The sequence below is a fragment of the Nonomuraea sp. NPDC052129 genome (assembly GCF_040680095.1).
GTDB lineage: Bacteria > Actinomycetota > Actinomycetes > Streptosporangiales > Streptosporangiaceae > Nonomuraea.
The window spans coordinates 113,114-138,677 of sequence record NZ_JBFAVX010000032.1; the positions used below are offsets into that span (position 1 = coordinate 113,114).

Consider the following 25,564-nt stretch of genomic DNA (forward strand, 5'->3'; position numbering starts at 1 on the left):
AGCATGATACGCGGGCCGCCGACCGCGGGGCTTACAGAGCCGCGAGCGCCCCTTCCACGACGTCCAGCAGGGCGCTCCTGTCGTCGGTCACCTTCGCGAGCACGCGCAGGCCGTAGTACGCGCTCTGGAACGTCCGCGCCACCTGGAGCGGCGGCCGGCCGGCGGACAGTTCGCCCGTGCGCTGGCCGACCGCCACCAGGTGGCAGAGCTCCTGTTCCAGGTCGGCGAACTGCCGCCGCACCAGCGCCGCGACGTCACCGGTGCGTCCGCTCGGCTCAGTCGCGGCATTCAGGGCCAGGCAGCCACGCCGGCCGGGGTCGGCCAGGTCGGCGTCGATGACGCCCAGCATCATCTCCCGCAGCCGCTCCCGCACCGATCCGGGTTCGGCCAGCATCGCCAGCTGGGCGGCGCCCTTGGTCTGCGCGTATCGGCGGACCGCCTCCTCATACAGGCGGTGCTTACTGCCGAACGCGTTGTACAGGCTGCCGCGGCCGAGCCCGGTGCGCGCGCACAGGTCCTGGGTGGTGGCCGCCTCGTAGCCCTTCTCCCAGAACACCTCCATCGCGGCGTCCACTACGGCATGATCGCTGAACTCCCGGGGTCTGCCCATGAGCTGAAGCTAGCGGTTTCTGTACAGATCAGTCAAGAATCAGTACGCAGGTGGTGTGAGCCGCTGCCGAGCCGGCGGCGGTGATCGCCGAGAAGGACGAGGTTCGCGGTCGCACCGGCGGGGACCCGCAGGCTGACATCCCATTGGCCGCCCGTGCGCGCCCACGCGATGGTCGGCGACAACAACCGAACCGGTCGTCCGCCTCGTTTTTGGCATCGCTATTGATGATCACTCTGCGTTGGCGCATCACATTCTCCTATTGCGTATCGGCAGGACGTGGACGGGGAGACGCGGTGGAGCGCCGGACGACCAGGCGGGGAATGACCGAGAAGTGCACCGCCGCCGAGCGACCCTCGATGCGCTCCAGCAGCAGCCGCGCGGCCGTCCGGCCCATCACGTCTCCGTCCTGGTTGACGGTGGTCAACGCGATGTGCGGATGGGCGGCCAGCCTGGTGTTGTCGTAGCCGGCCACGGAGACGTCTCCTGGGACGGACAGGCCGGCCTCGTGCAGCGCGGCCAGGACGCCTAGAGCCGCCTCGTCGGAACCGGCGAAGATCGCGGTGGGGCGCGGAGAGCGGCTCAGCAACTCGCGGGCGCCGCGATGGCCGCCTTCCTCGGAGTAGGAGGTCGCGGCGACGGCGATCTCGTCGGCGAACCCGTGATCGCGCATCACACGCTCGTAGGTCTCGGCTCTGATGCGCGGCATCTGGCCGGCCGGCCGGCCGTGCTCCTGCTGGAAGGTGATGTGCGCGATGCGACGGTGGCCCAGCGCGATCAGGTGTTCCATGATGAGCTCGGAGCCGATCCGGTCATCGTCGACGATCGAGTCGTACGCCGGCGAGCGGTCGTGCCGACCGAGAACCAGGGTGGGGATCTCGCGGGCCACCTGCTCCAACTGGGCGCGGCCGGCCAGTGGAGCGATCATGAGGATGCCGTCCACCTGCCGGTCTGTCAGGGCGTCGATCGCTCGTTTCTCGGTCTTGTCCTGGGTGCCGCCCTGGATCATGATCGCCTGGTAGTCGGACTCGGTGAGCTGCTCCACCAGGCCGGTCATGATCTCGGCGTAGAACGGGATCCCGATGTGCTGCATGAGCACGCCGATGGTGTAAGCCCGTCCGCGCAGCGCACGCGCGGCCGCCTGAGGGCGATAGCCCAGCTCGTCGATGGCCCGCTTGACGCGGTCGCGCATGGCCTCGCTGACTCCGTAGTCGTTCCGGATGACCTTGGAGACCGCCGCCTTGGAGACCCCGGCGTGTTTCGCCACGTCGGAAATGGTCACTCTTCGTCGTCGCTCAGGCGCGACCATGGGCATCCCTTCTCGAACCGAGCCCTACTGAGAATGTAGACCGGTCCATGCAAGATAGCGGAAGATCGAAATTATGACCGCTTTGGCTGGTAGTAGCTCCGTAGACCGGTACACATTTTTCCTTGACCTCCTTGCGATGCAACGGCTACGTTGACTCGCATTCCGGGGCCGGCACCGACGGCCACCGCCGCACCGACACATGATCGAGAGACGCATGCACACCTTCCCCGACGGCTTCCTCTGGGGCGCGGCGACCGCACCGCACCAGGTCGAGGGCGACAACGTCAACAGCGACTTCTGGGCGCAGGAGGAGCGCATGCCAGGAGCGGATCGCAGCGGCGATGCCCTCGACAGCTACCACCGATACTCCGAGGACATCCGGCTCGTCGCGGAATCGGGCCTGAACACCTACCGCTTCGGCATCGAGTGGGCGCGCGTCGAGCCGGCCCCCGGGAGGGTGTCCCGCGCGGCGCTCGCGCACTACCGGCGCATGATCGACGAATGCCTGGCCGCGGGCGTCACCCCGTTCGTCACGATCCACCACTTCACCTCGCCGAGGTGGTTCGCCGAGGAGGGCGGCTGGCGCGGAGAACGGGCCGTGGACCGCTTCCGGGCCTACGTCGAGACGGCCACCTCGATCCTCGACGGCGTCGAGTGGGTCTGCACCATCAACGAGCCCAACATGCTCGCGATCATGGTGCGTGAGGCGGAGGCGACGCTCGACCCCGACTCGAATATGGAATGGCTGAGCCCCACGCTGGAGGCGGACACGCCCCGATCGGCGAAGCCGGCTCCGCCGGTGGAGATCGGCCGCCGTCTCGTCGAGGCGCACCACGCGGCCCGGGAGGTGCTGCGGGAGCGCACGGACGCTCAGGTGGGCTGGTCGGTCGCGAGCCGCGCGTTCGAAACCCGCCCCGGTGCGGAGAAAGTGCGCCGGGAGCTGGAGTACGTCTGGGAGGACCTCTACCTCGAGGCGGCGCGTGACGACGACTTCATCGGGGTGCAGGCCTACTCGGCGCAGTGGGTGGGGCTGGACGGTATCGAACCGCACCCCGTGCGCCCGGACAACACCCTCGTGCGTACGGCGTATCGGCCCGACGCCCTCGGCATCGCCGTCCGGCACACCGCCGACGTACTGCCCGACGTCCCGATCGTCGTCACCGAGAACGGCATCGCGACCGGCGACGACTCCCGGCGCGTCGCCTACACGACCGCCGCGCTCGCCGCGCTGTCCGAAGCGATGGAAGGCGGCCTGGACGTGCGGGGATACATCCACTGGAGCCTGCTCGACAACTACGAATGGGGCCACTGGGACCCGACGTTCGGCCTCGTCGCGGTCGACCGGGAGACCTTCGAGCGCCGGCCCAAGCCGAGCCTCGCGTGGCTGGGTGGCGTCGCCAAGTCCAACGCGCTCCAAGACGGCGGGACCTGACGATGCCCGAAGCAATCGATCGGCGCCAACTCGTGCGACGGCACAACCCCGTGCTGACGTCCGCGCACCCCGCTGGCGTCCTCACGGTCGGCAATGGTGACATCGCGCTCACGGTCGACATCTCCGGGCTGCAGACGTTCCCGTCCTTCCATGAGCTCGTCCCCGACCCGCACCGCGTCGTTCGCGATGGTCTGTCCGGTCTGCCGGAGCAGTACCCGCGCGTATTCGACGCCGACGACTTCCAGATCCCGCTGCGCACCCAGTCGACCTGGGGCTGGTACGAGACGCGCACCGACCGGGAGCTCCGGCTCGAGGACGCGACCACCCTGTACGAGACATCCCGCGGCCCGGTCCCCTACCTCGACCGCATGGGTCTCCAGCGCGCCGGCGACCCCATCGCCGACGAGTTCGTCGCGGGCGCGTGGTACCACTTCAATCCCCGCCGCGCTCACCTGGGCCGCCTCGCCCTGGTCCGCCCCGACGGGACGGGGCTCGACGATCCGACCGCGTTGACCGACGTCCGCACCGAGCTCGACCTGTGGACGGGATCGGTCCAGGCCGAGTACGTCCTCGACGGCGAGCGCGTCCGCGTCACCACCGTCGCCGACCCACGGGATCACCGCTTCGCGGTGCGGGTCGAGTCCGAGCTTCTGCTGCGCGGATGGGGCGTCGCGTGGGTGTTCGACGAACAGCCGGACGACCTGGCCGCCTTCGAACTCCCCCTCGCGCAAGAGACGGTCTGGGACCGGCGGACGGAGTGCCACTGGAACGCACGGCGCACGGTGGAAGCGCTGACCTACGGCGTAGGCGTCCGCACCACTGGCAGCCTGCGGGAGGGAGCCGTCGCGCGCACAGACGCCACTGTTCTCGAAGTGGTGGTGACGCTTGGTCCGGATGATGGCAGGCAGCAGGCCGAAGACGGTTTCTCCACCGTCAGCCAGTCCGCGGAGACCTGGTGGGCGGAGCACTGGAGCACCGGTGCCGCGGTCAGCCTCGCCGGGAGCACGGACGCGCGCGCCCCAGAACTGGAACGTCGCATCGTTGTCTCGCAGTACCTCATGGCCGTCAACAGCGCCGGCGTCACGCCTGCCGCGGAGTCCGGTCTGACGTACAACACCTGGTCCGGGAAGTTCCACCTCGAGATGCACTGGTGGCATGCGGCGCATTTCCCGATGTGGGGCCGAGGGCGACTGCTCGAGCGCAGCATGCGTTGGTATCGCGGCGCCTTGGAGGCGGCGAAGGCGACCGCCCGCCGGCAGGGATATCGCGGAGCCCGCTGGCCGAAGCAGACCGATCCGTCCGCGCGCGAGTCGCCGAGCAACATCGGCGTCTTCCTCCTGTGGCAGCAGCCGCACGTGATCTACCTGCTGGAGTTGCTGCGTGGCGAGGGTCGCGACGAGTCGTTCCTGCGTGCTCACTACCCGCTCGTCGAGGCAACGGCCGATTTCATGGCCGACTTCGCCGAGGAACGCGACGGATCGTTCGGGCTGCCGCCCCCGCTCATCCCCGCGCAGGAGAGCTACCTCGTCGACCGGGCGACGACCACCGATCCGACGTTCGAGCTGGCGTACTGGTCGTGGGCGCTCGGCGTGGCGAACGAGTGGCGAACTCGGCTCGGTCTCGAACCGAGCCAGGAGTGGGACCGGGTGGCGCGGAACATGAGCCGACCCGCGTTACTGCCCGACCGCACATACGCCGCGGTCGCGACGCCTCCGTTGCTCATCCGCAAGGATCACCCGTCCATGCTCATGGCGTTGGGGTGGCTACCGGATACCGGCCTCGTGGACCTGGCCACGATGTCGGCGACGCTCGACTCCGTATGGGAGCACTGGGACCTGCAGTCCAGCTGGGGTTGGGACTACCCCGTCATGGCGATGACCGCGGCCCGCCTCGGCGACGTCGGCCGTGCGATCGACGCCCTCCTGCTCCCGTCGCCCAAGAACGTGTTCCTGCCCAACGGACACAATCCGCAAATGCCGGGATTTCTCACGATTTATTTGCCGGCGAACGGCGGACTGCTGGCCGCGATGGCGCACATCGCCACGGCGGTCGACCAAGGGGCAGAGCTTCCCGACGGCTGGCTGATCACCTCAGAAGGACTGGGCGCGCTCCCCCGCCCGAGCGCCATGTCCACCCCTGAATAGCTCCTCATGTACACGAAAGAGGCGAGGACCATGGGTACGAACTCCACAGCACGCGGCGCCCGTCGCCGCACCATTATCGCGGCCGGATCATTGGCGATTGTTGGGGCGCTTGCCCTGGCCGGCTGTTCGTCGTCCGGCAAATCCGCCACCGGGGACGTCGGACTGACTTTCATGAACCAGTCGCGCGGACAAGAGGCCGCGCTCACCCAACTCGCGAAGCAGTACACCACAAAGACCGGCGTCAAGATCACCATTGACACGCCCGGGCCGGTCGACTACCTGCCCAAGCTCCAGGCGAAGGCGCAGTCCAGATCCATGCCCGACATCTATTCGTCGTTCGACGCGACTCAGATGGCGCCGTTCTACAAGGCCGGCTGGGCGATGGACCTTTCCGCCCAGCTGAATGCCGGTTGGAGTAAGAACTTCAGCCCCGCCGTGCTCAAGATGTCGGCGTTCGAGGAAGGCAACAACCTCGGCGTCAAGCCCGGCGTCTACGCGGTGCACTGGGAGACGCAAACGTACGGCCTCCTCATCAACCCGGCGCTGACCGGAATGTCGGCGAAAAAGCCGCCCGCGACGACGGCCGCGTTCATCGATGCGCTCGCCGCTTCGGACGGAGGAAAATTCTCCATCGCGGCCTCGCAGACACCGAACTTCATCCAGGCCGTCGCCTCGAACTGGCTGACGGACGCCGAGATCGAAACAACCCTCAACGGGAAATCGACCTGGAAACAGGACGGCTGGCGCAACGCCTTCCAATTCCTGGTCGACCTGAAGAAGGCCGGCGTCATCGCGAACAACTCCATTCCCGGCGGTCAGGACGACCACCCGAACGTGGAGTCGTCCTTCTTCACCAAGAAGATGGGCGCGATCTTCGACGCCGCTCCCGGTGTCTCGGTGGGTCTGAGGACGAACCCAGAGTTCGAGGACTACTTCTCCACCGGGCTGCCCAAGGCTCCCGGAAGCGTTCACGAACCGCGCTCGCCGGGTGTCCCTGGGAAGGGGGCGGTGATCAACCCGAGGGGCGACCATCCTGAGCAGGCGCTCGCGTTCGTGAAGTGGCTGACCGAGCCCGCGCAGCAGGCGGTGTTCGCCAAGGTCGCTCGCATCCTTCCCAGCAACCCGGAACTCCTCGCCGGCGAGGACATCCCCGACCAGCTCGCGGGCTTCGCCGCCGGGGTGAAGGGCATGCAAGTCATGTCGACGACCTTCAAGCCCGACGTGATCACCGCGATCAAAGCGGAGTCCCAGCGCCTGGTGCTGGGCGAGGCGACGGTGGACGAAGTACTCGCCAAGGTCCAGGCGGCGCAGGACCGCACGTCATGACGACGTCGCGACTCGCGGTTCCCATGGGGCGGCGAAGGCCGCCGCACGGGAGGCGCGCCCTCCGGCGCAACCTGATCGGCTGGTTGTTCCTGGCTCCGGCCATCGCGCTCATCGGGATCTTCACGATCACGCCGTTCGCGCAGGCGATCCTGTTGAGCTTCCAGTCATGGGACGGCGTCAGCCCCGACACCCCGTGGGTGGGGCTGGCCAACTACGACTTCGTCGCGTCCGACCCGATCTTCTGGGCGTCCATGCGCAACGTCGTCGTCTTCGGTGTCGTCGGTTTCTTCCTCGGCAACGGAATCGCCCTGGTCATGGCGCTGGCCGTCAACAGCGTCGCCCGCGGCAAGACGGTCTTCCGCACCGTCTTCTACTTGCCGGGCGTGTTGTCGGTGGTGGTCGTCGGCCTGCTGTTCTCGTTCATCCTGGCCCCTGGATCCGGCATCCTCAATCGGCTCCTGGGCCTGGTGGGCCTGGGCGCGCTCCAGCAGAACTGGCTCGGCGAGCCGGCCGTCGCGCTGCCCGTCGTGGCAGCCGTGTTCATCTGGTTTCACTGGGGGTTCGGCTTCCTGCTCTTCCTCGCGGGGCTGCAGGACGTGCCGAAGGAACTGTACGAGGCCGCCGACCTCGACGGCGCGAACCGCTGGTCGAAGTTCCGGTACATCACCTGGCCACAGCTGGCACCGGTCACGTCGATCGTGAGCCTGCTCACCCTGCTCGCCGCGCTCCAGATCTTCGGGACCGTACAGGTGCTGACCAACGGCGGACCGGGCCAGCACACGATGGTGCCGACCCTCGCGATCTACAACGAGGCGTTCGTCAACTGGCGTTACGGCAGCGCCGCGGCCATGTCGGTCATCTTCGGCGGCGCCCTCGTACTGCTGTCCGTGATCCAGCTCGCGATCACCAGGCGGAGGTCCCGCGTATGAGCAGCCGGACGACAGGAAGGGCCGACGAGATGTCCATCGCTTCAGAACCTCGTCGGGGGATGCGCCTCGACAAGGTCGGACTGTACGGGCTGCTGGGCGTCGCCGCGCTGATCGCGCTGTTCCCCCTGCTGTGGATGCTGTCCGGATCACTGCAGAGCCTCACGGAGCTGCTCTCGAACGACAGCTTCCTGCCCGCCGACCCGCAGTGGGGCAACTACGTGACCGCGTGGGTCCAGGGCGAGCTCGGCGTCTACCTGCGCAACAGCGTGATCTACACGGGCTCCGCCGTCCTCGGCATTCTGCTGGTGTCCAGCCTCGCCGGGTACGCGCTCGCGCGACTCGACTTCGCGGGCAAGGGCGTGTTCACGTTCGTCATCCTCGCCGTGATGATCATCCCTGCGCCCGCCATGTTCCTGGCGCAGTACAAACTGCTCATCTCACTCGGCCTGACGAACAATCCCGTGGGCTACGTACTGGTCCTGATCACCTCGGGCATCCCGATGTCGACGCTCATCATGCGCAGCTTCTTCGTCAGCCAGCCCCGCGCTCTGGAGGAAGCGGCCGCGCTGGACGGTGCCGGTCCGCTGCGCATCTTCTGGCACGTGATCCTCCCGCTGGCAAGGCCCGGCCTCGCCGCCGTGGCGGTCATCCAGGGGCTGGGGGCGTGGAACGAGTACCTCATGGCGCTCGTCCTGTTCGACGACAACTCCCTCATGCCCATCCAGCGCGGTCTGACCGCCTTCACCTCCGCCGAGACGCCACAGCAGCAGATCCTCCTGGCCGCCACCACCATCTCGATCGTGCCGGTGGTGATCTTCTATCTGATGGCGCAGCGTCACATCGTGAAGGGCATCGGCGCGGGCGCGATCAAGTAGGCCGCGTCGGCTCCTCAGCCGGTCGGCTTCAAGCCTTGCGGCGGAAGCGGGCCAGAACCAGCCCACCGAGGACCATGGCGATCAACCCGACCACCAGGTCCACGTAGCCCCCGACTATTCCGTAGCCGGTGCCGGGACCACCGTCGGCGGCGGCCACAACCAGCCCGCCGATGACCGTGCAGGCCAGCCCCGCAGCCAGGGCCACGATGGCCCCCCTTCTCCCGGTGCCGGTGCCGATACGACCGGCGGAGCGGGCCAGGGCCAGCCCGCCCAGGGCGACGCCGACCAGCCCCAGCAGCGCGGCCACCAAGGACCAGAGACGCCCGGCGGTCAAGGTGTAAGCATCGACGGGCTGGACCAGAACGGGCGCGGCCGCGGCGGCGGCTAGCAAGTGACGGACGGACATGAAGATCCTTTCTGTCGAATGACGGGCGTCGGCAGCGCGTGCGGCGCGGTGGATCGCCTATGCCGGTCGAGGTGCCGGTAAGGGAGGGGTTTCACGGAATCGATCGTCGCGCCGTCGAGGCAAGCGCGGCCTCCGACAGCGGATGGCAGCCGCTACGCAGTTCTGCGTAGCCGACTCGTGCCTCGGTACGCCTGTCGTCGTAGGCGGCCGCGCCTCTGAGCGGAGTCTTCTCACGCGCGGGAACCGTAGGATCACGGCATGGAACACCGCGCCGTGTCGTTGCGCCTGCCGGTGCCGGCGCAGGATGTGTTGCTCGCGCTGTTCATCACCGTGATGCAGGTTCAGGGGACGATAGTCCGCAACACCGGCGAGGTGGTGCAGCGCCCCCTTACCGACCTCGGAAACCTGGGATATGTCCTGCTGGTCGCCAGTGGTGTGGTCGTCGTCGTCCGCCGCCGGTGGCCGGTGCCGGTCTTCGTCACCGCCGCGGTCGCCAGCCTGGTGTACTACACCCTTGACTTCCCGGACGGGCCCGGCTGGCTCGGGCTCTTCGTCGCCCTGTACACCGTCGCCGCCTACGGGGACGGGCGCCGGTCGCTGGTGATCGCCGGCGTGGGCACCTCGGTGCTCGCCATCGCCTGGCTGGTCGCCGCGGCCGACATCGAGCCACGCGCCGCCATCGGCTGGGTGTACTTCCGGATCGGCGCGTCGGTCATGAGCGCGGCACTCGGCGAGTCCGTCCGCTCCCGGCAGGTCATCGCGGCCGAAGCTCAGGAGCGCGCCGAGCTGGCTGAACGGACTCGCGAGGAGGAGGCGCGGGCGCGGGTGGACGCCGAACGGCTCCGGATCGCGCGCGAGGTCCACGACACCGTCGCGCACGCCATAGCGATCATCAACGTCCAGTCCGGTGTCACCGCGCACGTGCTCGACAAGAGGCCGGAAGTGGCGCGCGAGGCGCTGCGAGCCATCGAGCAGACGAGTTCTCGGGCGCTGCGGGAGATGCGGGCCATCCTCGGCGTACTCCGTGACGACGACGGTGACGACAACGACGGGCGCGTGCCGTACCCGGGGCTGGGGCAGATCGACGAACTGACCGCCAAGGCCCGCGCGGCCGGACTCGACATCGAGCTCGAGGAGACCTCACCCGCGGCGCTGTTGCCGAGTGCGGTGGGCAGTGTCGCCTATCGGATCCTTCAGGAGTCGATCACCAACGTGATCCGCCACGTCGGCCCGACTCGGGTGACGGTTGCGCTGAACCCCGGACTGGAGGTCTTGGAGATCCGCGTTACCGACGAGGGCCGCCGTGCCGCCTCAGGTGATGACCCCGCGGCTGCGCACCTACCGGCGCGGCAGCTGACCGGCACCGGCGGCTCGGCCCCCGCCCAGCCGACGCCCGGCCGCGGGATCCTCGGCATGCGCGAACGCTGTCAACTGCTGGGCGGAGAACTCGACGCCAGGCCGCTTCCGGGCGGCGGGTTCGAAGTCAAGGCACGACTGCCCCTCGCGCCGACCGGGTCGCGCCTGTGAACGCGGCGGCCGCCTCGCCGTTGACCAACGCTCCGGTCAAGGTGCTGGTCGCCGACGACGAGGGTCTCGTGCGTTCCGGGTTCAGGGTCCTGCTCGACCTCGAGGACGACATCACGGTGGTGGGAGAGGCCACCAACGGCGCGGAAGCCGTCGAGCGGGCCAGCGCCACCCGCCCCGACGTCGTGCTCATGGACATCCGCATGCCGAAGGTGGACGGGATTCAGGCCACCGCCCGGATCGCCCAGACGCGCGGATTGGAGCAGGTCCGGGTCCTCATTCTCACCACCTACGACACCGACGAGTACGTTTTCGACGCCTTGCAGGCCGGTGCCAGCGGCTTTCTGCTCAAAGACGCCGGACCGGCCGAGCTCCTGCATGCCATCCGGGTGGTCGCCGCCGGAGACGCGCTGCTCGCGCCGCGGATCACCCGACGCCTCATCGGCCAGTTCACCGCGCGACGAACAGCCGCGCAGGCCGCGGAGGAACGGCTCGCGGTGCTGACCGGGCGCGAGCGCGAAGTGCTGGCCCTGGTGGGACAGGGCCTGAGCAACAGCGAGATCGGTACCGAGTTGTTTCTCAGCCCGGCCACCGCGCGCACCCATGTCAGCCACGCCATGGCGAAACTGGGTGCGCGCGACCGTGCGCAACTGGTCGTCATCGCTTACCAGACAGGACTGGTCAGCCCCGCGATGTAAGACACGGCCACGCCGCGTTCGCGCAGCGGCTGGGGCATCGTCATGCCACGCCGCCACGGGATGAACGTTTCATCACCTGCCCCGCTGTGACAGCGGGAGCGCACGCCGTCAGGCCAGATCGGGCCACTCCGGGGAGCGGCGGAACCGTGATGGAGGAGGCGGACCCTTGACGGATCTTGTCACGTCATATTTGCTCCGCCACACCACCATCTCAGTCGGTGTACGTGGAAGGAGCTCTGGATCCCGATGGGCTGTTAGCGCTCACAATGGAATTCGCTCCCCTTATTCGCCACGTTCCGGCAGATGAGGACGGACGGCCGGTGTCCTTCCGGCTCGCCCTCGGCTGCCGCATCCGTACTCCGAGAACTCGTTCACGAAGTGAAGGATCCAGTATGTTAGCGCGAACACTACCGATCGATGCGGCCTGCTCGGCGAGGCGTTGAGCATGCGTACATGGGGACAATGGTGGGCCGCCGCGCTTACGGCCGTCGCCTTGGTGGTAGCGGGTATAGCGATGCAGGCGGGCGTCGCCGGCGCGGAGTCCAACGGCGGGGTGCGGGTCATGCCGTTGGGCGACTCGATCACCGAGGGCACGCAGGTGCCGGGCGGGTACCGGATCGGGCTGTGGCAGCGCCTGGCCGCCGGCCGCTACACGGTCGACTTCGTCGGGTCGCAGTTCAATGGGCCGGGCAGCCTGGGTGACCACGATCATGAGGGTCATCCCGGGTGGCGGATCGACCAGATCGACGCGAACATCACCGGCTGGCTGCGTACGTACACACCGCGCACGCTGCTGCTGCACATCGGCACCAACGACGTCCTGCAGAACTACAACCTGGCCGGTGCCCCGCAGCGACTGTCCACGCTGATCGACCACATCACCACGGCCGTACCGGACGCGGATGTCTTCGTCGCGACCATCATCCCGCTGTCCAACTCCGGCCAGGAGTCCGCCGCCCGGACCTTCAACGCGGCGATCCCCGGCATCGTCCAGAGCAAGGTGAACAGCGGCAAGCACGTCCACCTGGTCGACATGCACAGCAAGTTGACCACCTCCGACCTGATCGACGGCATCCACCCCACCGCCGCCGGCTACGACAAGATGGCCGCCGCCTGGTACAGCGCGCTGCAGTCGGTATCCGGCAGCATCGGCCAACCCGGGGGCGGCACCCCCACGCCAGGTGCGGGGGCGATCAGAGGCGTGGGTTCAGGCAGATGCCTGGATGTCTCCGCCGCCTCGCAGGCGAACGGCGCGGCGGTGCAGATCTGGGACTGCAACGGACAGTCCAACCAGAGCTGGACGCCGACCGGTGCGGGCGAGTTGCGGATTTACGGCAACAAGTGCCTGGACGTGTACAACCGGAGCAGCGCCGACGGCGCCCAGGTGGTGATCTGGGACTGCAACGGACAGAGCAACCAGCAATGGCGCTTCAACTCCGACGGCACCATCACGGCGGTCGGCGCGAACAAATGCCTGGACGTGCCGAACTACTCCACCGCCAACGGCGTCAAGCTGCAGATCTGGTCCTGCGGCGGCGCCGCCAACCAGCGCTGGAGCCGTTCCGACCCATGACATCACTCTCCGGGGGCCGGCCGTCCGCCTGCGCGCTGTGACAGCGACCGATCCCCTCGACCACTCCCCCGCCCGTCAAGAGCGAGGGCGGACCGAGATCTTCCTGACACCCAGTAGGCAGAGGATCAGATGCGCAGAATTCTTGGCCTGGCAACGGCGGCGGCACTCGTGGCCGGCTCCATCGTCGCGATCGGCGGTGCGGCGTCGCCCGCCGCCGCGCTGGACAACGGTCTGGCCCGCACACCCCCGATGGGCTGGAACGACTGGAACAGCTTCGGCTGCAACGTCAACGACGGCCTGATCCGCCAGTCGGCCGACACCATGGTCTCCAGCGGCATGGCGGCGGCGGGCTACACCTACGTCAACATCGACGACTGCTGGTCCACCAAGAGTCGCAATTCCAGCGGCGACCTGGTGCCGGATCCGCAAAAGTTCCCCAACGGCATCAAGGCCCTGGCCGACTACGTCCACTCAAAAGGTCTCAAGCTCGGCATCTACTCCTCGGCTGGAACCACGACGTGTGCGGGGTACCCGGCCAGCCTGGGCAACGAGCGGCGGGACGCGGCCCTGTGGGCGTCCTGGGGGATCGACTACCTGAAGTACGACAACTGCGGTGACCACAAGGGCATGAACGGACAGCAGCGGTACACGGCCATGCGCGACGCACTGGCCGCCACCGGCCGTCCGATCGTGTACAGCCTGTGCAACTGGGGGCAGGAGAGCGTGTGGACCTGGGGGATGCCGGTGGGCAACTCCTGGCGCGACACCGGTGACATCGGGGCGAACTGGAACTCGATCATGGGCATCCTGGACCAGCAGGTCGGGCTCGAAGCCTACTCGGGTCCTGGCGGGTGGAACGACCCCGACATGCTGGAGGTGGGCGTCGGCGGGGTGACGGGGACCGAGGGCCGCGCGCACTTCAGCCTGTGGTCGCTGCTGAACGCGCCGCTCCTCGCCGGAAACGACATCCGCACGATGAGCGCCGATACGCGCACGATCCTCACCAACACCGAGGTCATCGCGGTCAACCAGGACTGGGGCGGCAGGCAGGGCCACAAGATCAGCGACAACGGGAACCTGGAGGTCTGGCGCAAACCGATGTCGAACAGCTCGGTCGCGGTCGTGCTGCTCAACCGGGGCACCTCGACCTCGACCGTCTCCACCACCGCCTCCGCCTTGGGGCTCGGGACCGCGTCCTCCTACTCGGTACGCGACCTGTGGGCGCACACGACGTCCTCCTCGTCCGGGGCGATCAGCGCGTCGGTCCCCGGGCATGGGGCGGCCATGTACGTCGTGACCGGAGGAGGCATCGTCACGCCGCCCGCGGGCGCGATCAAGGGGGTCGGCTCGGGCCGGTGCCTGGACGTCGTCGACGCCTCGCAGGCCAACGGCGCGCAGACGCAGATCTGGGACTGCGGCGGCCAGGCCGGCCAGCAGTGGACGCCGACCTCGAACGGCGAGCTGCGGGTCTACGGCGGCAAATGCCTGGACGTTTACAACAGGGGAACCGCCAACGGCACCAATGTCATCATCTGGGAGTGCAACGGCCAGGACAATCAGCAATGGCGCTTCAACTCCGACGGCACCATCACGGCGGTCGGCGCGAACAAATGCCTTGACGTGCCGAACAACGCCACCGCCAACGGCACCAAGCTGACCATCTGGACGTGCAACGGCGGCCCCAACCAACGCTGGACCCGCGCCTGACCTGGCTCGCCCGTGTGCCACCCGGCCGTCAACGGGTGAAGATCGCCTGTTCCACGTCCACGCGGCTAGGCTCTGGCCGATGAACCAGGCACGCAGGGCGACCGCGGCGGACGCCGCGGAGCTGGTCCGCTTGCGCGGAGTGTTGATGACTCAGCTGGCAGGGCACCGGTCGGCCGACGGCAGCTGGAAGGAGACCGCGGAGGCGATGCTCCGCGAGCGACTGGCCGAGCCGGATCCCACGCTGGTCGCCTTCGTCGTGGACCGACCGGACCTGGTGGACCGGGCGGGGTCGCCGGACCGGGCGGGCCTGCTGGCCGCGTGCGCTGTCGGCACCGTCGAGCACCGGCTCCCGGGGCCGGGCAACCCCAGCGGCGAGGTCGGATACGTCTTCAATGTCGTGACCGACCCGGCCCACCGGCGACGCGGCTACTCGCGCAACTGCATGGCCGCGCTGCTCGACTGGTATCGCGACCGTGGCATCCAGACGATCGACCTGCGCGCCTCCTCCGAGGGCGAACCGCTCTACCGCTCCCTGGGCTTCACCCTTTCGCGCGACCCCGCCATGCGGCTCCGCCTGCGGCCGCCGCAGCAGTCCCCTTCTTGAGGAGGAGGCCTTCGATCCAACGCGGGAACTTTGCCGGCCGGTCGGGCATCTAACCCGCCGTGGAAGCGCTGATCGCGGGAGATCCGGAGCACATCGGGGAGTACTGGCTCGCGGGCCGGCTCGGCTCCGGAGGCCAAGGTGTGGTGTACGACGCCTACGATCGTGACGGGCGCAGGGTCGCGCTCAAAGTGCTCCACTCGGCCAGCGACCAGGGCCGCGACCGGTTCGCCAAGGAGGCGACTGCCGCCGGCCGGGTGGCCTCGTTCTGCACGGCCAGGGTGCTGGCCGCCGACATGTCGGGCAGCAAGCCGTACATCGTCAGCGAGTATGTGCCGGGGCCGAGCCTGCGCCAGGCGGTCGGCCAGGGGCGCAGGTTCACCGGGGACGACCTGCACAGGCTGGCCACCGCGATCGCCACCGCATTGACCACGGTGCACGACGCGGGCGTGATACACCGAGACCTCAAGCCGGACAACGTGCTGCTCAGCCCCGACGGTCCACGGGTGATCGACTTCGGCATCGCGCGGACCTTGGACATGTCGCTGACCAAGACCGGTGAGGTGTCCGGTACGCCCACCTACATGGCGCCTGAGGTGTTCACCGGGCAGCGGGCGGGCGCGGCCGCCGACGTTTTCGCCTGGGGTGCGATCATGGTGTTCGCCTCCACGGGCGAGGACCCGTTCAGAGCGGACAACTTGGGCGGGGTCATGCACCGGGTGCTGTCGGCGCGGCCCGACCTGAGTGGGCTGCCGCCGCGACTGACCTCGCTGGTGGCCGCCGCGCTGGAGAAGGACCCTTCGGCCCGGCCCTCGGCACGCGACCTGCTGCTCGCGCTGGTCAGCGGCGGCGACTCGGACATGCGCGGGCTGCTGACCGCAGGCAGCCGTGCGGCCGGCGGCGTGCACGTGCCCGGCACCGCCGATCCAGCGCTCGGCACGATCGCCGAGGACGCCTACGGCGCGCTCGCGCCTGAGGTGCGGGAGCTGGCCGCCGAGGTCTTCCTCCGTATGGTGTCCGTCACCGACGACGGGCACGAGAGCGTCCGCTGGGTGCTGAAGGACGAACTGTTCGCCGGCCGCTCGGAGCGGGAGGTCCAGGCCATCGAGCGGATTCTGCGGGCCTTCTCCTACCTGGTGACGCAGAAGGACGAGGCGGTCGCGCTGGCGCATCCCGCTCTGCTGCGTGCCTGGCCGCGGCTGCGGACGTGGGTGGACGGTGACCGTGACGGCCTTGCCGTACTGGGTCAGATCAGTAACGCGGCGCGCCAGTGGGCCGAGAACGGGCGCAAGGACGGCGATCTGCTGCGGGGCAGCAGCCTGGACCACGCGCTGACCTGGGCGGCCACCGGGCGCAGGAACGTCACGCTGACCCCGAGGGAGCGCGATTTCCTTGCCGCGGGCACGGAGCTGACCAGGAAGAACATCCGCCGCAGGCGGCTGACCACGGTGGCGCTGGGCGTACTGCTGGCGGTGGCGGTGGCCGCGGGAAGTGTCGCGGTGGTGCAGGGCAGGCAGGTCGCCGAGCAGAGTCGCGTGGTCGCCCGGCAGCGCGATCAGGCCATAGGACGGCAGCTCGCGACCGAGGCCGACAAGCTGCGCACCACCGACCCGGCCAAGGCGATGCTGCTCAGCGTGGCCGGCTGGCGATTGGCCTCAGGCCCCGACACCAGGCGGAGTCTGACGACCTCGCTGACGATGCCGGAGAGCATGGCCTTCCGCGACCCGGGCGCCAAGGGGGTCTCCGCGGCCGCGGCGGCGGCCGACGGGCGCACGCGGGTCATCGCCGGCGAGGACGGGGTACGGGTCTACGACGTCCCTTCGCGGCGGCAGACGACCTTCTGGAAGTGGCCGAGCGGATTCGCCGCGCTGCCCGGGGCGGCCGCTCTCAGCCCGAGCGGCAGGACACTGGTGATCGTCAGCCGGGACACGGCGTACTCCTGGGACACCATGACGGGCAAGAAGTTGCACGAGCACCGCGTGGCAGCGGGGTCCTCCGGCGTGAACGTCGTCTTCGACGCGCATGAGAGCCTGGCCGCGGTGATGAGCGAGAACACGATGGTGTTCCTGTGGGACACCCGGACGGGCAGGTCCTACGCTCCGGAGCTGGAGGCAGACTCCGGCCCGGCCATCGCGCCCTCTGGCGCCTACATCGCGGGGATCGGCATCAACCAGGGCGGGCTGAAGGTGATCCACCTGCCCGACCTCACCGTGGACACCCGGATGCCGAAGAAGTGCGGCAGCGCCGCGACGTTCACGGCGGACAGCCGGCGGCTGCTGTGCGCGAACGGCGACATCGCGGCCTGGGATCTACGCACAGCCAGGAAGCTGCCCGACGAGGATCGGCCGTTCTGGCAGGAGTCGGCCTCGGACGACTTCTCGGCCACGTCTCTGCGGATCAGCCGGGACGGCAGGAGGCTGCTGGGTGTCGAGGGCAGGACGATCCACCTGTGGGACGCCGAGAAAGGCGATGAGCTCTACACCTACATGGCGGAGGGTGAGCCGGACGAGGCCTGGCTGGACCCTGACGGCAAGACCATCCGATACCTGCTCGATAGCTCGATCATCACCCTCGGCATCGGCTCCCGCGTCTCTCGCAGCAGGCTGCCGAGCGGATACGAGGTCGGCGGGTTCAGCCAGGACGGCCGATTGATCGCCGCCGAGAAGGACGAGGCGCCCACACGCGTCTGGGACATGCGCCGCCTGGGCGTGCCGTTGCCCGGCAGCGAGGGCACCACCGGTGCGCTGTTCGATCCGGCGGGCAAGAGGCTGACCGCCACCGGCGAGGGCTCGGGAGTCTCCGTCTGGGACGTGGCCACGGGGAGGCGACTCTGGCATTACCCCGTTCCCAAGGAGCGGTTCGTCAGTTCGACGGCGTTCACTCCCGATGGCGGCAAGCTGGTGCTGTCGCTCGCGGAGTTGAGCCAGCGGGACGCCGGGAACGAGCTGATCGTCCTCGCCGCCGACAGCGGCCGCGTGCTCACCCGGCACAAGCTCGACACCGCCACGGGGGTCCTCGCCTCGACCCGCGACGGCGCGGCCATGGTGAGCACCACCGGCAGGGTGCTCGACCTGGACACCGGCAAGCCCGTCGGCACCGGGTTCAACCGGGCGGGCAACACCATCGCGGTCAGTCCCACAGCGCCGCTCCTGGCCCTCGGCGCAGGCACGATCGAGCTGTGGGACAGCGCGAAGGGCGCTGAACTGCCGCCCGCCCTGCGCGTGGCGAGCGACGCCGAGGTCCAAGCCGTGCTGTTCAGCCATGACGGCACACTCCTGGCGGCGATCAGCAGGTCCATCGGTGAGACCTTCAATGACGTGTACACCGCCCAGATCTGGGACGTCGCCTCACGGCAGCGGCTCGGCTCGTTCACCATCGGCATCTTCGACCGGCTGGCGTTCAGCGCCGACGACAGCATGCTGTATGTCTCGGGCAACCAATCGGGGACCATCGCCCAGATACCGGTCGCCGGGGACCGCGTCGCCGCGCTCGTGTGCGGGCGGGCGGGTCGCACGCTAAGCCCCCAAGAGTGGGACCAGTATCTGACAGGTGCGCCCTATCGCGACATCTGCCCGCTGCTGACGTCCAAGGGCGCGGGGAACGATGGCACAGCCGTTCCTCGCTAGCCGGGAGGCTCCAAGCCCGCTCATGCCGCCGATCGGCCCACGGTATTGATCATTTCTGGCTTTTCACCACGGCTTCCATAGCCTGCGGCTTACGCACGTCCGCGTTCGTACGCAGGGTGATCGGCTTGAGCAGCAGCGCGGCGACCACACCGACGACGGCGACGGCGGCCGAGATGAGGAAGACGTGTCCGGTGGCGTCGCCGTAGGCGGTGGCCGGTGGCACGCCGTCGGCCGTGCCGGCGCCGACCTGGCGGGCCAGGACCGCGCCGAGCACGGCGACGCCGACCGTGCCGCCGAGGGAGCGGAAGAACACGACAGTAGCGCTGGCGGCGCCGATGTCGGTCAGCGCGACGGCGTTCTGCACGACGAGGACGAAGTTCTGCAGGGTCAGGCCGACGCCGGCACCGACGAGCACCATCGCGAACCCGATGAGCGTCATCGGCGTGTGCTGGTCGAGCAGGCCGAGGATCACGAATCCGGCGGTAAGAGCGATGGTTCCGGTGATGAGGAACGGCTTGAGCTTTCCGGTACGGGTGACCAGCCGGCCGCCGACGATCGAGGAGATCAGGATGCCGGCCATCATCGGGATGGTGAGCAGGCCGGCCTCGGTGGGGGTGTGGCCGCGGCTGATCTGGAAGTACTGGGTGAGGAAGACGGTCGCGCCGTACATGGCGGTGCCGGCGGCGAGGCTGCCGACGATCGCGAGGGCGGTGGCGCGTTGCCGGATGACACGCAGCGGCACGATGGGCTCGGAGACCCGGGATTCGACCCAGAGCGCGACGCCGAGCAGCAGTATCGAGCCACCGACCATGGCGGCGGTCTGCCAGGAGGCCCAGGCGAAGGCGTCGTCGACGAAGGAGACCCAGATCAGCAGGAGGCTGACGCCCGCGGTGATGAGCGTGGCGCCCCAGTAGTCGATCTTCACGTTGTCGCGGCGGTAGATCGGCAGTCGCAGGGTCAGCTGCAGGATGATCAGCGCGACGATCGCGACAGGAATGCCGACGAAGAAGCACCAGCGCCAGCCCAGCCACGAGGTGTCGACGATGAAGCCGCCCAGCAGCGGGCCGCCGATGGTGGAGATCGAGGTGACACTGGACAGGTATCCGGCGTAGCGGCCACGTTCCCGGGGCGATACCAGCGCGGCGATCGCGATGTTGACCAGGGTCTGCAGCGCGCCGACGCCGACGCCCTGCAGGGCGCGGGCGGCGATCAGTTGCCCAGCGTTCTGGGAGAGGCCGGCGGCGATCGAGCCGGCGATGAAGATCAGGATGGCGATCTGGATCAGTGTCCGCTTGGAGAACAGGTCGGCGAGCTTACCGAAGATCGGGGTGGCGACGGTGGCGGCCAGCAGGGTGGCGGTCACCACCCAGGTGTACTGGGTGGGGGAACCACGCAGCGCACCGAGCATGCGCGGCAGCGCGGTGGAGACCACGGTGCTGGCCAGTGTCGAGACGAACAGGGCGAGGAGCAGTCCGCTGAGCGCTTCGAGGATCTGCCGGTGGGTCCTGTCGGGGCTGGAGCTCATGGTGCGCTCTCTTCGGGGTTCACACGCAGAACGCTGCCGTCGCCGTTCGCGGCGATGATCAGGGAGCCGTCCGCCGCGGCCGCGATTCCGGCGAACGGTCGCGGCATTCCGGGCAGGCCGGGCGGGATGAACAGGTCGGGTTCGGGGCGGGTCAGGCCGGCCGCGGACGCGACCGGAAGAGAGTCGGCTTCGATCTCGACGTCGCCGGTGGCCAGGTCGATGGCGAGCAGCCGGCGGTGGGTGGTCTCGACGACGTACACGGTGCCGTCGTTGACGGTGATGCCTTGCGGGGTGCCGAGCCCGTCGGCGAGCAGCCGGGGTAGGCCGTCCTCGACGTGGTACACCGCGGCGAGCCGCTCGTCGCTGATGTAGCAGCGCTGGTCGGCGTCGACGGCCACGTCGACCGGGCGGCCGAGGCCCTCGACCAGCACACTGACCTGGTCGTCGTGGTCGATCGCGACGACGCGGCCGGCGCCGGATTCGGCGACCACCAGGGTGCCGTTGGTGCGCACGGCGATGCCCAGCGGACGGTTCAGGCCGCTGGCCCTGGTGCGCACCGTGCCGGAGCGCCGGTCGTAGGTGCGTACGTGCCCGTACTGGGAGGTGGTGTGGAGCAGGTCACCGTCGGCGGCGACGCCGTGCACGAAGTTCAGCAGCTGAGTGGTGGTGACGTCTTCGCCAGATTGGTCGGCTTCGCCCTGTTGGTCGGCGGGCTGGGTGAGGCGGTAGTGGTCGGCCACGTGGATGCCGCCACCGAGATCGATGGTCACCCCGAAGGGGCCCCCGAGTCCGCGGGGCACGATCTGGCGGGTACGTCCGTCCGCCATGAGCTCGGCGACGCCGCCGTGGGCGTAGCTGGAGACGAACATCCGGTTGTCGGCGTCGAAGGCGGCGTTGTCCAGGGCGTTGAGTTCGCTGACGATGGCGGACCGGTCACCTGTGCCGGCCAGGTCGACGCGCGTGACGATCCCGCTCGCGCCACGGGAGAGGACCAGCAGGGCGCCACCGCGATCGAAGCGCACCGCGACCGGATCCGGGACATCCGCGGCCACCAGTTCCGGCTCGCCACCGTCGAGCGGGATGCGGAACACCTCACCGGTGAGCATGTGGGGGTAGTAGAGCTGCCCGTCCGGGCCGAGTTGCATGGCGTTGCCCATGGCCAGGCCGGCCGTGAGCACCGTGGGTTCGCCGCCTGCCGGGGACAGCTCCAGCAGGCGTCCACCCGGGATCATCTCGTTGGCGAACACTCGGGTGCCGACGCAGGCGATGCCGTTGGGTGCGGTGATCTCGTCGGTGACCAGCACGAAGTCTCCGGCCGGGTCACGTCGCCACACCCGGCCCGGGACCAGATCGGTCACGTACATCGCGCCGTCGGTGTCGAAGGCGAGGTCGTCGGGGGCCTGCAGTGGCCCATCCGATGGCACGACCACCTCGACGTCGCCGGTGGCCAGGTCGACGGCGCTGATCTGCCCGGCGAGGAACTGGGCCACGTACAGGCGTCCGTCGGGTCCGAAGGCCATGCCGTTGGATCCCCACAGCGGGCGCGCCTGGATCAGCCGCTCCACTTTGCGGCGGTTCATCGGTCGCCCGCCAGTACCTCGTCCATGCCGCCCTCGGTGCGCCAGCGGCGCAGCAGGTCGTGGAAGGCGACTGGGCCGGGCCCGTACGTCTGGCTGACCGAGCGTGGTTTGCCTTCATTGTTGTAGTAGCCCGGCGTGCATTCGGCCTGGAACTCCCTGTTGTCCGGTGCCAGCTCCCGGATGGTGGTGACCCATGCGTCCTCGGCCTCTCTGGTCGGCTCGACCGACGCGATGCCACGCCGGCGGGCCTCGGCGACCACGGCGCCGATGTGGGTGGCCTGCTCCTGCAGGATGTGCACGAAGTTGACCGCGGCGGAGTTCTGCAGTGAGCCCAGGTGGAACAAGTTCGGGAAGCCGTGACTGTAGAAGCCGTGCAGCGTGCGAGGGCCCTGCCGCCGCCAGGTGTCGAGCAAGGCCGCGCCGCCCCGGCCGTACACCGGCAGGGAGCCGGAGACGATGCCGGAGACGCCGACCTCGAAGCCGGTGGCGAAGATGACGCAGTCGACCTCGTACTCCTGCTCGCCGACCACGACCGCCGACTCCGTCATCCCGGTGATGCCGCCGTGGTCGGCGGTGTCGACCAGAGTGACATTGGGGCGGTTGAACGTCTGCAGGTAGTGGTCGCTGAAGGTGGGCCGCTTGCACATGTAGCGGTACCAGGGCTTGAGCAGTTCCGCGGTGGCCGGGTCGCCGACGATCTCGTCGACGCGGGCGCGGATCTGGTTCATCTTCTGGAAGTCGGCGATCTCGTCGAGGTATTCGCGCCGCTCGGGTGACAGGTCGGTGTCGACGGTGCCGGCCATCAGGTGACGTTGCAGCCCTGCGGTGCTGGTCCAGCCGTCATCGATCAGGTCCTGTTCGGCGAGCCCACCGGTGACGACGGTGAGGAAGTTCCTCATCCGTTCCTGCTGCCAGCCGGGTTTGAGCGAAGCGGCCCAGGCCGGGTCGGTGGGGCGGTTGTCGCGCACGTCGACCGACGAGGGGGTGCGCTGGAAAACGTACAGGTGCTGCGAGTCGCGCCCCAGGTGCGGGATGACTTGGATCCCGGTGGCGCCGGTGCCCACCACCGCGACGCGCTTGACGGCGAGCTTGTGCAGGCCGCCGTTCTGGTCGCCGCCGGTGTAGCCGTAATCCCAGCGACTGGTGTGGAAGGTGTGCCCGCGGAACGTCTCGATGCCGGGGATGCCGGGCAGCTTCGGCTGGACCAAGGTGCCGGCGGACATCACGACATAGCGGGCCCGGAAGTCGTCGCCACGGTCGGTGCGCACCTGCCATTCGGCCGCGGCGTCGTCCCAGCGCAGCTGCGTGACGCGGGTGTGGAACAACGTGTCGCGATACAGGTCGTAGAGTTCGGCGAGCGCGACGGCGTGCCGGCGGATCTCCTCGCCGGGTGCGTATCGCATGGTGGGCAGGTAGCCGGCCTTCTCGAGCAGCGGCAGGTAGATCGATGATTCGATGTCGCAGTGGATGCCCGGGTAGCGGTTCCAATACCAAGTGCCGCCGAAGTCGCCGGCCTCGTCGAGCATCCGGATGTCGTCCACGCCGGCCTCACGGAGCTTGGCCCCGGTGAGCAGCCCGCCGAAGCCGCCACCCACCACCAGCGCCTCGACTCGGTCGCGGACCGGTTCCCGCTCGGCGCGTGCGGTGTACGGGTCGGCGGCGTAGTAGCCGAACTTGCCGCGGGCGCCCTGGTACTGGGCGTTGCCGTCGGGCCGCAGCCGGCGATCGCGTTCGTGGCGGTACCTGGCGCGCAGCGCCTCCGGGTCAAAGCCCAGTTCCGCGACTGTGAAACGCGCAGGCGGCGAAGAGTGGTCCATGCATGCCCTTCCGATGTGGGAGCCGCTGAGTCATTGCCGCGCCCGGGGAGATGGCACGGGACATCGTCCGGCGCGGAGCCGATCGGACGAGGCGGCATACACGTTTGCAGCGGCGAATGATCGCCCCGTCGGAGAGAAGCTAACCGAATGCGGAAAATTAAGTCAAACGACTGCCTTAACGCTCGATCGCGGGGCGAGGTACAGCCCTTCGATGGCATCGATCAGCTCGGCGGCCGTGGCCGACCATGCCTCCCTGGCCGCCTCCACGTCAGGCGGCAGCGTGCGCTCGCGATGGGCGCAGATGTGCACGAGCAGCGTGCGTGCCATGTCGTCACGCCGGCGGCGCAGCTCGGGGGAAAGCGCCGGAAGACAGCGGTGCAGACCGCCGACGACCGTGTAGAAGTTGGGCGCGTCGTGCAGTCCCGCAGCCGCCAGCTCGCGTAGCTGCGGTTCGGTCATGATCTGAGCGGCGAGCCTGGCATACCAGGTCGGGGTTTCCAGGCTGCTGAGATGCTCGGTGAACGGCAGCACGACGCAGGCGACCCAGTCGCGCAGATCCGTACTGTCACCCCTGGTCCGCAGCAATCGTTCGCGGATCCGCTCCATCAGCGTGGCGTGGTGCTCGACGATCGCGCGCAGCAGGTCGGCCTTGGTGCCGAAGTGGTAGCCGACCGCAGCGTTGTTGCTCTGCCCCGCGGCCTCGCTGATCTGGCGGTTGGAGACCGCGAACACCCCGTGCTCGGCGAACAGACGTTCGGCGGCCAGCAGGATCCGGCTCCGGGTCTGACCCGTCTTCGGTGTGGTTTTGCCGATGGCGGTGTCCGTGCGTGCCGCCGGCGCCGCGCAGATGGCCGCTGTACCGGCAGCGGCCAGCGCGAACATCTGGTCGAGGATCTCGAACAGCCGTGCCGGGCCGCCCTCGGAGTCCCACGCCATGACGCTTTCCCGGACGCAGGCGAGCGCCATGCTGCTCATCGTCCTGGCACTCAGGCCGGTGATGCCGCGGCTGCCGAGCCAGTCGAGGATGGACTCCTCGAGATGAGCGTTGACCCCCAGGAGGAAGCGGTTCAGCTCGGGCTGGCCGGCCAGGATGCGCCGCCGCGCGGACACCGTCCGGAACTCCGCGGTCAGGAATGCCTTGAGAGCCCTGGTCAGGGCAACCCACGGGTCTGTGTCGATCTCCCGTACGAGCAGATCCGCGAGCTGGGCCGCTTCGCCGGGGGCCGGGTCGAACAGGGCGCCCGCCTTGGTGTCGAAGTGGTTGAAGAAGGTGCGCCGGGACAAGCCGGCCGCCGCCGCTATGTCGTCAATCGACACGGCGGCGAATCCGCGCTGCTCGAACAACGTCAGGGCGGCCTGACGCAGTCGGCGCCAGCGTTCGATCTTGTCCGCGCCGCCTGTGGTCCGGGCGCCCGGCGACGTGGAGGTCACTCCTAGACAGTAGGACCTCGGCGTGTCAGGTGCATCTGCACTAAGTGCAAGCAACTCCCTGGAGTATCGACCTGCGCGCCTCCTCCGTGGGCGAGCCGCTCTACCGGTCCCTGGGCTCCGCCTGCGGCCGCCAGGGGCGAGGCGCGGCTGGCACCGGCCGACCTGCGCCGTGGCGTGCTCGTCGCGCGCAACCAGGCCGCCATGCTCGGACTGGGCCTCGGCGACCGGGTTACGCTGGTGATCGACGCGAAGACCTCCGGGGACGTCGTGGCGGGCGGGCTGTGCGAGGCGAGCGAGTTCTCGGCCAGCGTCTACTTCGACGCCGCACTCGCTCCCGCGCGGATGGACGGCGAGATCACCACGATCTACGCAGCGGCGCCGACCCCGGCGGCGCGCTGCTCGGCATCGTGGTGGGGGTGACGGCCGGGGCGGTGATGCAGCACGCCATGCTCGG

19 protein-coding genes are annotated in these 25,564 nt (G+C 68.9%); 12 read left to right on the forward strand and 7 right to left on the reverse strand.

Annotated elements, in window-relative coordinates; all coding sequences use genetic code 11:
- Positions 1 to 31: 31 nt before the first annotated feature.
- Together AB0L53_RS45605 and AB0L53_RS45610 are read right to left on the reverse strand one after the other, a co-directional pair.
- Complete coding sequence (locus AB0L53_RS45605) at positions 32 to 610, reverse strand: TetR/AcrR family transcriptional regulator (RefSeq protein ID WP_364008820.1); 579 nt, start codon at positions 608 to 610, stop codon at positions 32 to 34.
- A gap of 256 nt (positions 611 to 866) precedes the next feature.
- A complete protein-coding gene (locus tag AB0L53_RS45610) occupies positions 867 to 1,874 on the reverse strand; it encodes a LacI family DNA-binding transcriptional regulator (RefSeq protein ID WP_364008823.1) in 1,008 nt (335 codons plus the stop codon).
- Positions 1,875 to 2,115: 241 nt separating this feature from the next.
- Here AB0L53_RS45610 and AB0L53_RS45615 point away from each other — a divergent pair, with 241 nt between their 5' ends.
- Genes AB0L53_RS45615 through AB0L53_RS45635 form a run of 5 tightly spaced genes read left to right on the forward strand, consistent with a single transcriptional unit; the run spans position 2,116 to position 8,622 of the window.
- Positions 2,116 to 3,348 (forward strand): family 1 glycosylhydrolase, encoded by a 1,233-nt coding sequence (locus AB0L53_RS45615; protein ID WP_364008826.1) that lies wholly within the window; start codon positions 2,116 to 2,118, stop codon positions 3,346 to 3,348.
- Positions 3,349 to 3,350: 2 nt separating this feature from the next.
- On the forward strand, positions 3,351 to 5,492 hold the full coding sequence (locus AB0L53_RS45620; protein WP_364008828.1) for a hypothetical protein: 2,142 nt from the start codon (positions 3,351 to 3,353) through the stop codon (positions 5,490 to 5,492).
- A 30-nt stretch (positions 5,493 to 5,522) separates the two neighbouring features.
- A complete protein-coding gene (locus tag AB0L53_RS45625; protein WP_364008831.1) occupies positions 5,523 to 6,818 on the forward strand; it encodes an ABC transporter substrate-binding protein in 1,296 nt (431 codons plus the stop codon).
- Positions 6,815 to 7,747 carry a sugar ABC transporter permease gene (locus AB0L53_RS45630; protein ID WP_364008834.1) on the forward strand — a complete coding sequence of 311 codons (933 nt, stop codon included), beginning with the start codon at positions 6,815 to 6,817 and terminating at the stop codon, positions 7,745 to 7,747. Before AB0L53_RS45625 ends, AB0L53_RS45630 begins: the two co-directional genes overlap by 4 nt.
- Positions 7,748 to 7,806: 59 nt before the next feature.
- Complete coding sequence (locus AB0L53_RS45635) at positions 7,807 to 8,622, forward strand: carbohydrate ABC transporter permease (protein ID WP_364008837.1); 816 nt, start codon at positions 7,807 to 7,809, stop codon at positions 8,620 to 8,622.
- 28 nt (positions 8,623 to 8,650) lie between these two features.
- On the opposite strand, the gene AB0L53_RS45640 is transcribed toward AB0L53_RS45635, so the two are convergent.
- Entirely contained in the window at positions 8,651 to 9,028 is a 378-nt protein-coding gene (locus AB0L53_RS45640) for a DUF6223 family protein (RefSeq protein WP_364008839.1), read from the reverse strand.
- Between the two features lie 258 nt (positions 9,029 to 9,286).
- On the opposite strand from AB0L53_RS45640, the gene AB0L53_RS45645 reads away from it, so the two are divergent.
- The 6 genes from AB0L53_RS45645 to AB0L53_RS45670 all read left to right on the forward strand — a co-directional run bounded on the left by AB0L53_RS45645 (position 9,287) and on the right by AB0L53_RS45670 (position 18,757).
- A complete protein-coding gene (locus AB0L53_RS45645; RefSeq protein ID WP_364008842.1) occupies positions 9,287 to 10,555 on the forward strand; it encodes a sensor histidine kinase in 1,269 nt (422 codons plus the stop codon).
- Entirely contained in the window at positions 10,552 to 11,250 is a 699-nt protein-coding gene (locus tag AB0L53_RS45650; RefSeq protein WP_364008845.1) for a response regulator transcription factor, read from the forward strand. Before AB0L53_RS45645 ends, AB0L53_RS45650 begins: the two co-directional genes overlap by 4 nt.
- A 445-nt stretch (positions 11,251 to 11,695) precedes the next feature.
- Entirely contained in the window at positions 11,696 to 12,823 is a 1,128-nt protein-coding gene (locus AB0L53_RS45655; protein ID WP_364008848.1) for a lectin, read from the forward strand.
- A 129-nt stretch (positions 12,824 to 12,952) separates the two neighbouring features.
- A complete protein-coding gene (locus AB0L53_RS45660) occupies positions 12,953 to 14,530 on the forward strand; it encodes a ricin-type beta-trefoil lectin domain protein (RefSeq protein WP_364008851.1) in 1,578 nt (525 codons plus the stop codon).
- 79 nt (positions 14,531 to 14,609) lie between these two features.
- On the forward strand, positions 14,610 to 15,134 hold the full coding sequence (locus AB0L53_RS45665) for a GNAT family N-acetyltransferase (RefSeq protein ID WP_364008854.1): 525 nt from the start codon (positions 14,610 to 14,612) through the stop codon (positions 15,132 to 15,134).
- Between the two features lie 59 nt (positions 15,135 to 15,193).
- Positions 15,194 to 18,757 carry a WD40 repeat domain-containing serine/threonine-protein kinase gene (locus tag AB0L53_RS45670; protein ID WP_364008857.1) on the forward strand — a complete coding sequence of 1,188 codons (3,564 nt, stop codon included), beginning with the start codon at positions 15,194 to 15,196 and terminating at the stop codon, positions 18,755 to 18,757.
- Between the two features lie 49 nt (positions 18,758 to 18,806).
- On the opposite strand, the gene AB0L53_RS45675 is transcribed toward AB0L53_RS45670, so the two are convergent.
- The 4 genes from AB0L53_RS45675 to AB0L53_RS45690 all read right to left on the reverse strand — a co-directional run bounded on the left by AB0L53_RS45675 (position 18,807) and on the right by AB0L53_RS45690 (position 25,110).
- Positions 18,807 to 20,282, reverse strand: a complete 1,476-nt coding sequence (locus AB0L53_RS45675) for an MDR family MFS transporter (protein WP_364008859.1) — start codon at positions 20,280 to 20,282, stop codon at positions 18,807 to 18,809.
- Positions 20,279 to 21,862 (reverse strand): SMP-30/gluconolactonase/LRE family protein, encoded by a 1,584-nt coding sequence (locus AB0L53_RS45680; RefSeq protein ID WP_364008862.1) that lies wholly within the window; start codon positions 21,860 to 21,862, stop codon positions 20,279 to 20,281. Before AB0L53_RS45680 ends, AB0L53_RS45675 begins: the two co-directional genes overlap by 4 nt.
- Positions 21,859 to 23,679, reverse strand: a complete 1,821-nt coding sequence (locus AB0L53_RS45685) for an NAD(P)/FAD-dependent oxidoreductase (protein WP_364008865.1) — start codon at positions 23,677 to 23,679, stop codon at positions 21,859 to 21,861. Before AB0L53_RS45685 ends, AB0L53_RS45680 begins: the two co-directional genes overlap by 4 nt.
- Before the next feature lie 162 nt (positions 23,680 to 23,841).
- Complete coding sequence (locus tag AB0L53_RS45690) at positions 23,842 to 25,110, reverse strand: TetR family transcriptional regulator (RefSeq protein ID WP_364008868.1); 1,269 nt, start codon at positions 25,108 to 25,110, stop codon at positions 23,842 to 23,844.
- Positions 25,111 to 25,284: 174 nt separating this feature from the next.
- Between AB0L53_RS45690 and AB0L53_RS45695 the strand changes: the two genes are divergently transcribed.
- Complete coding sequence (locus AB0L53_RS45695; protein WP_364008871.1) at positions 25,285 to 25,530, forward strand: hypothetical protein; 246 nt, start codon at positions 25,285 to 25,287, stop codon at positions 25,528 to 25,530.
- Positions 25,531 to 25,564 lie beyond the last annotated feature (34 nt).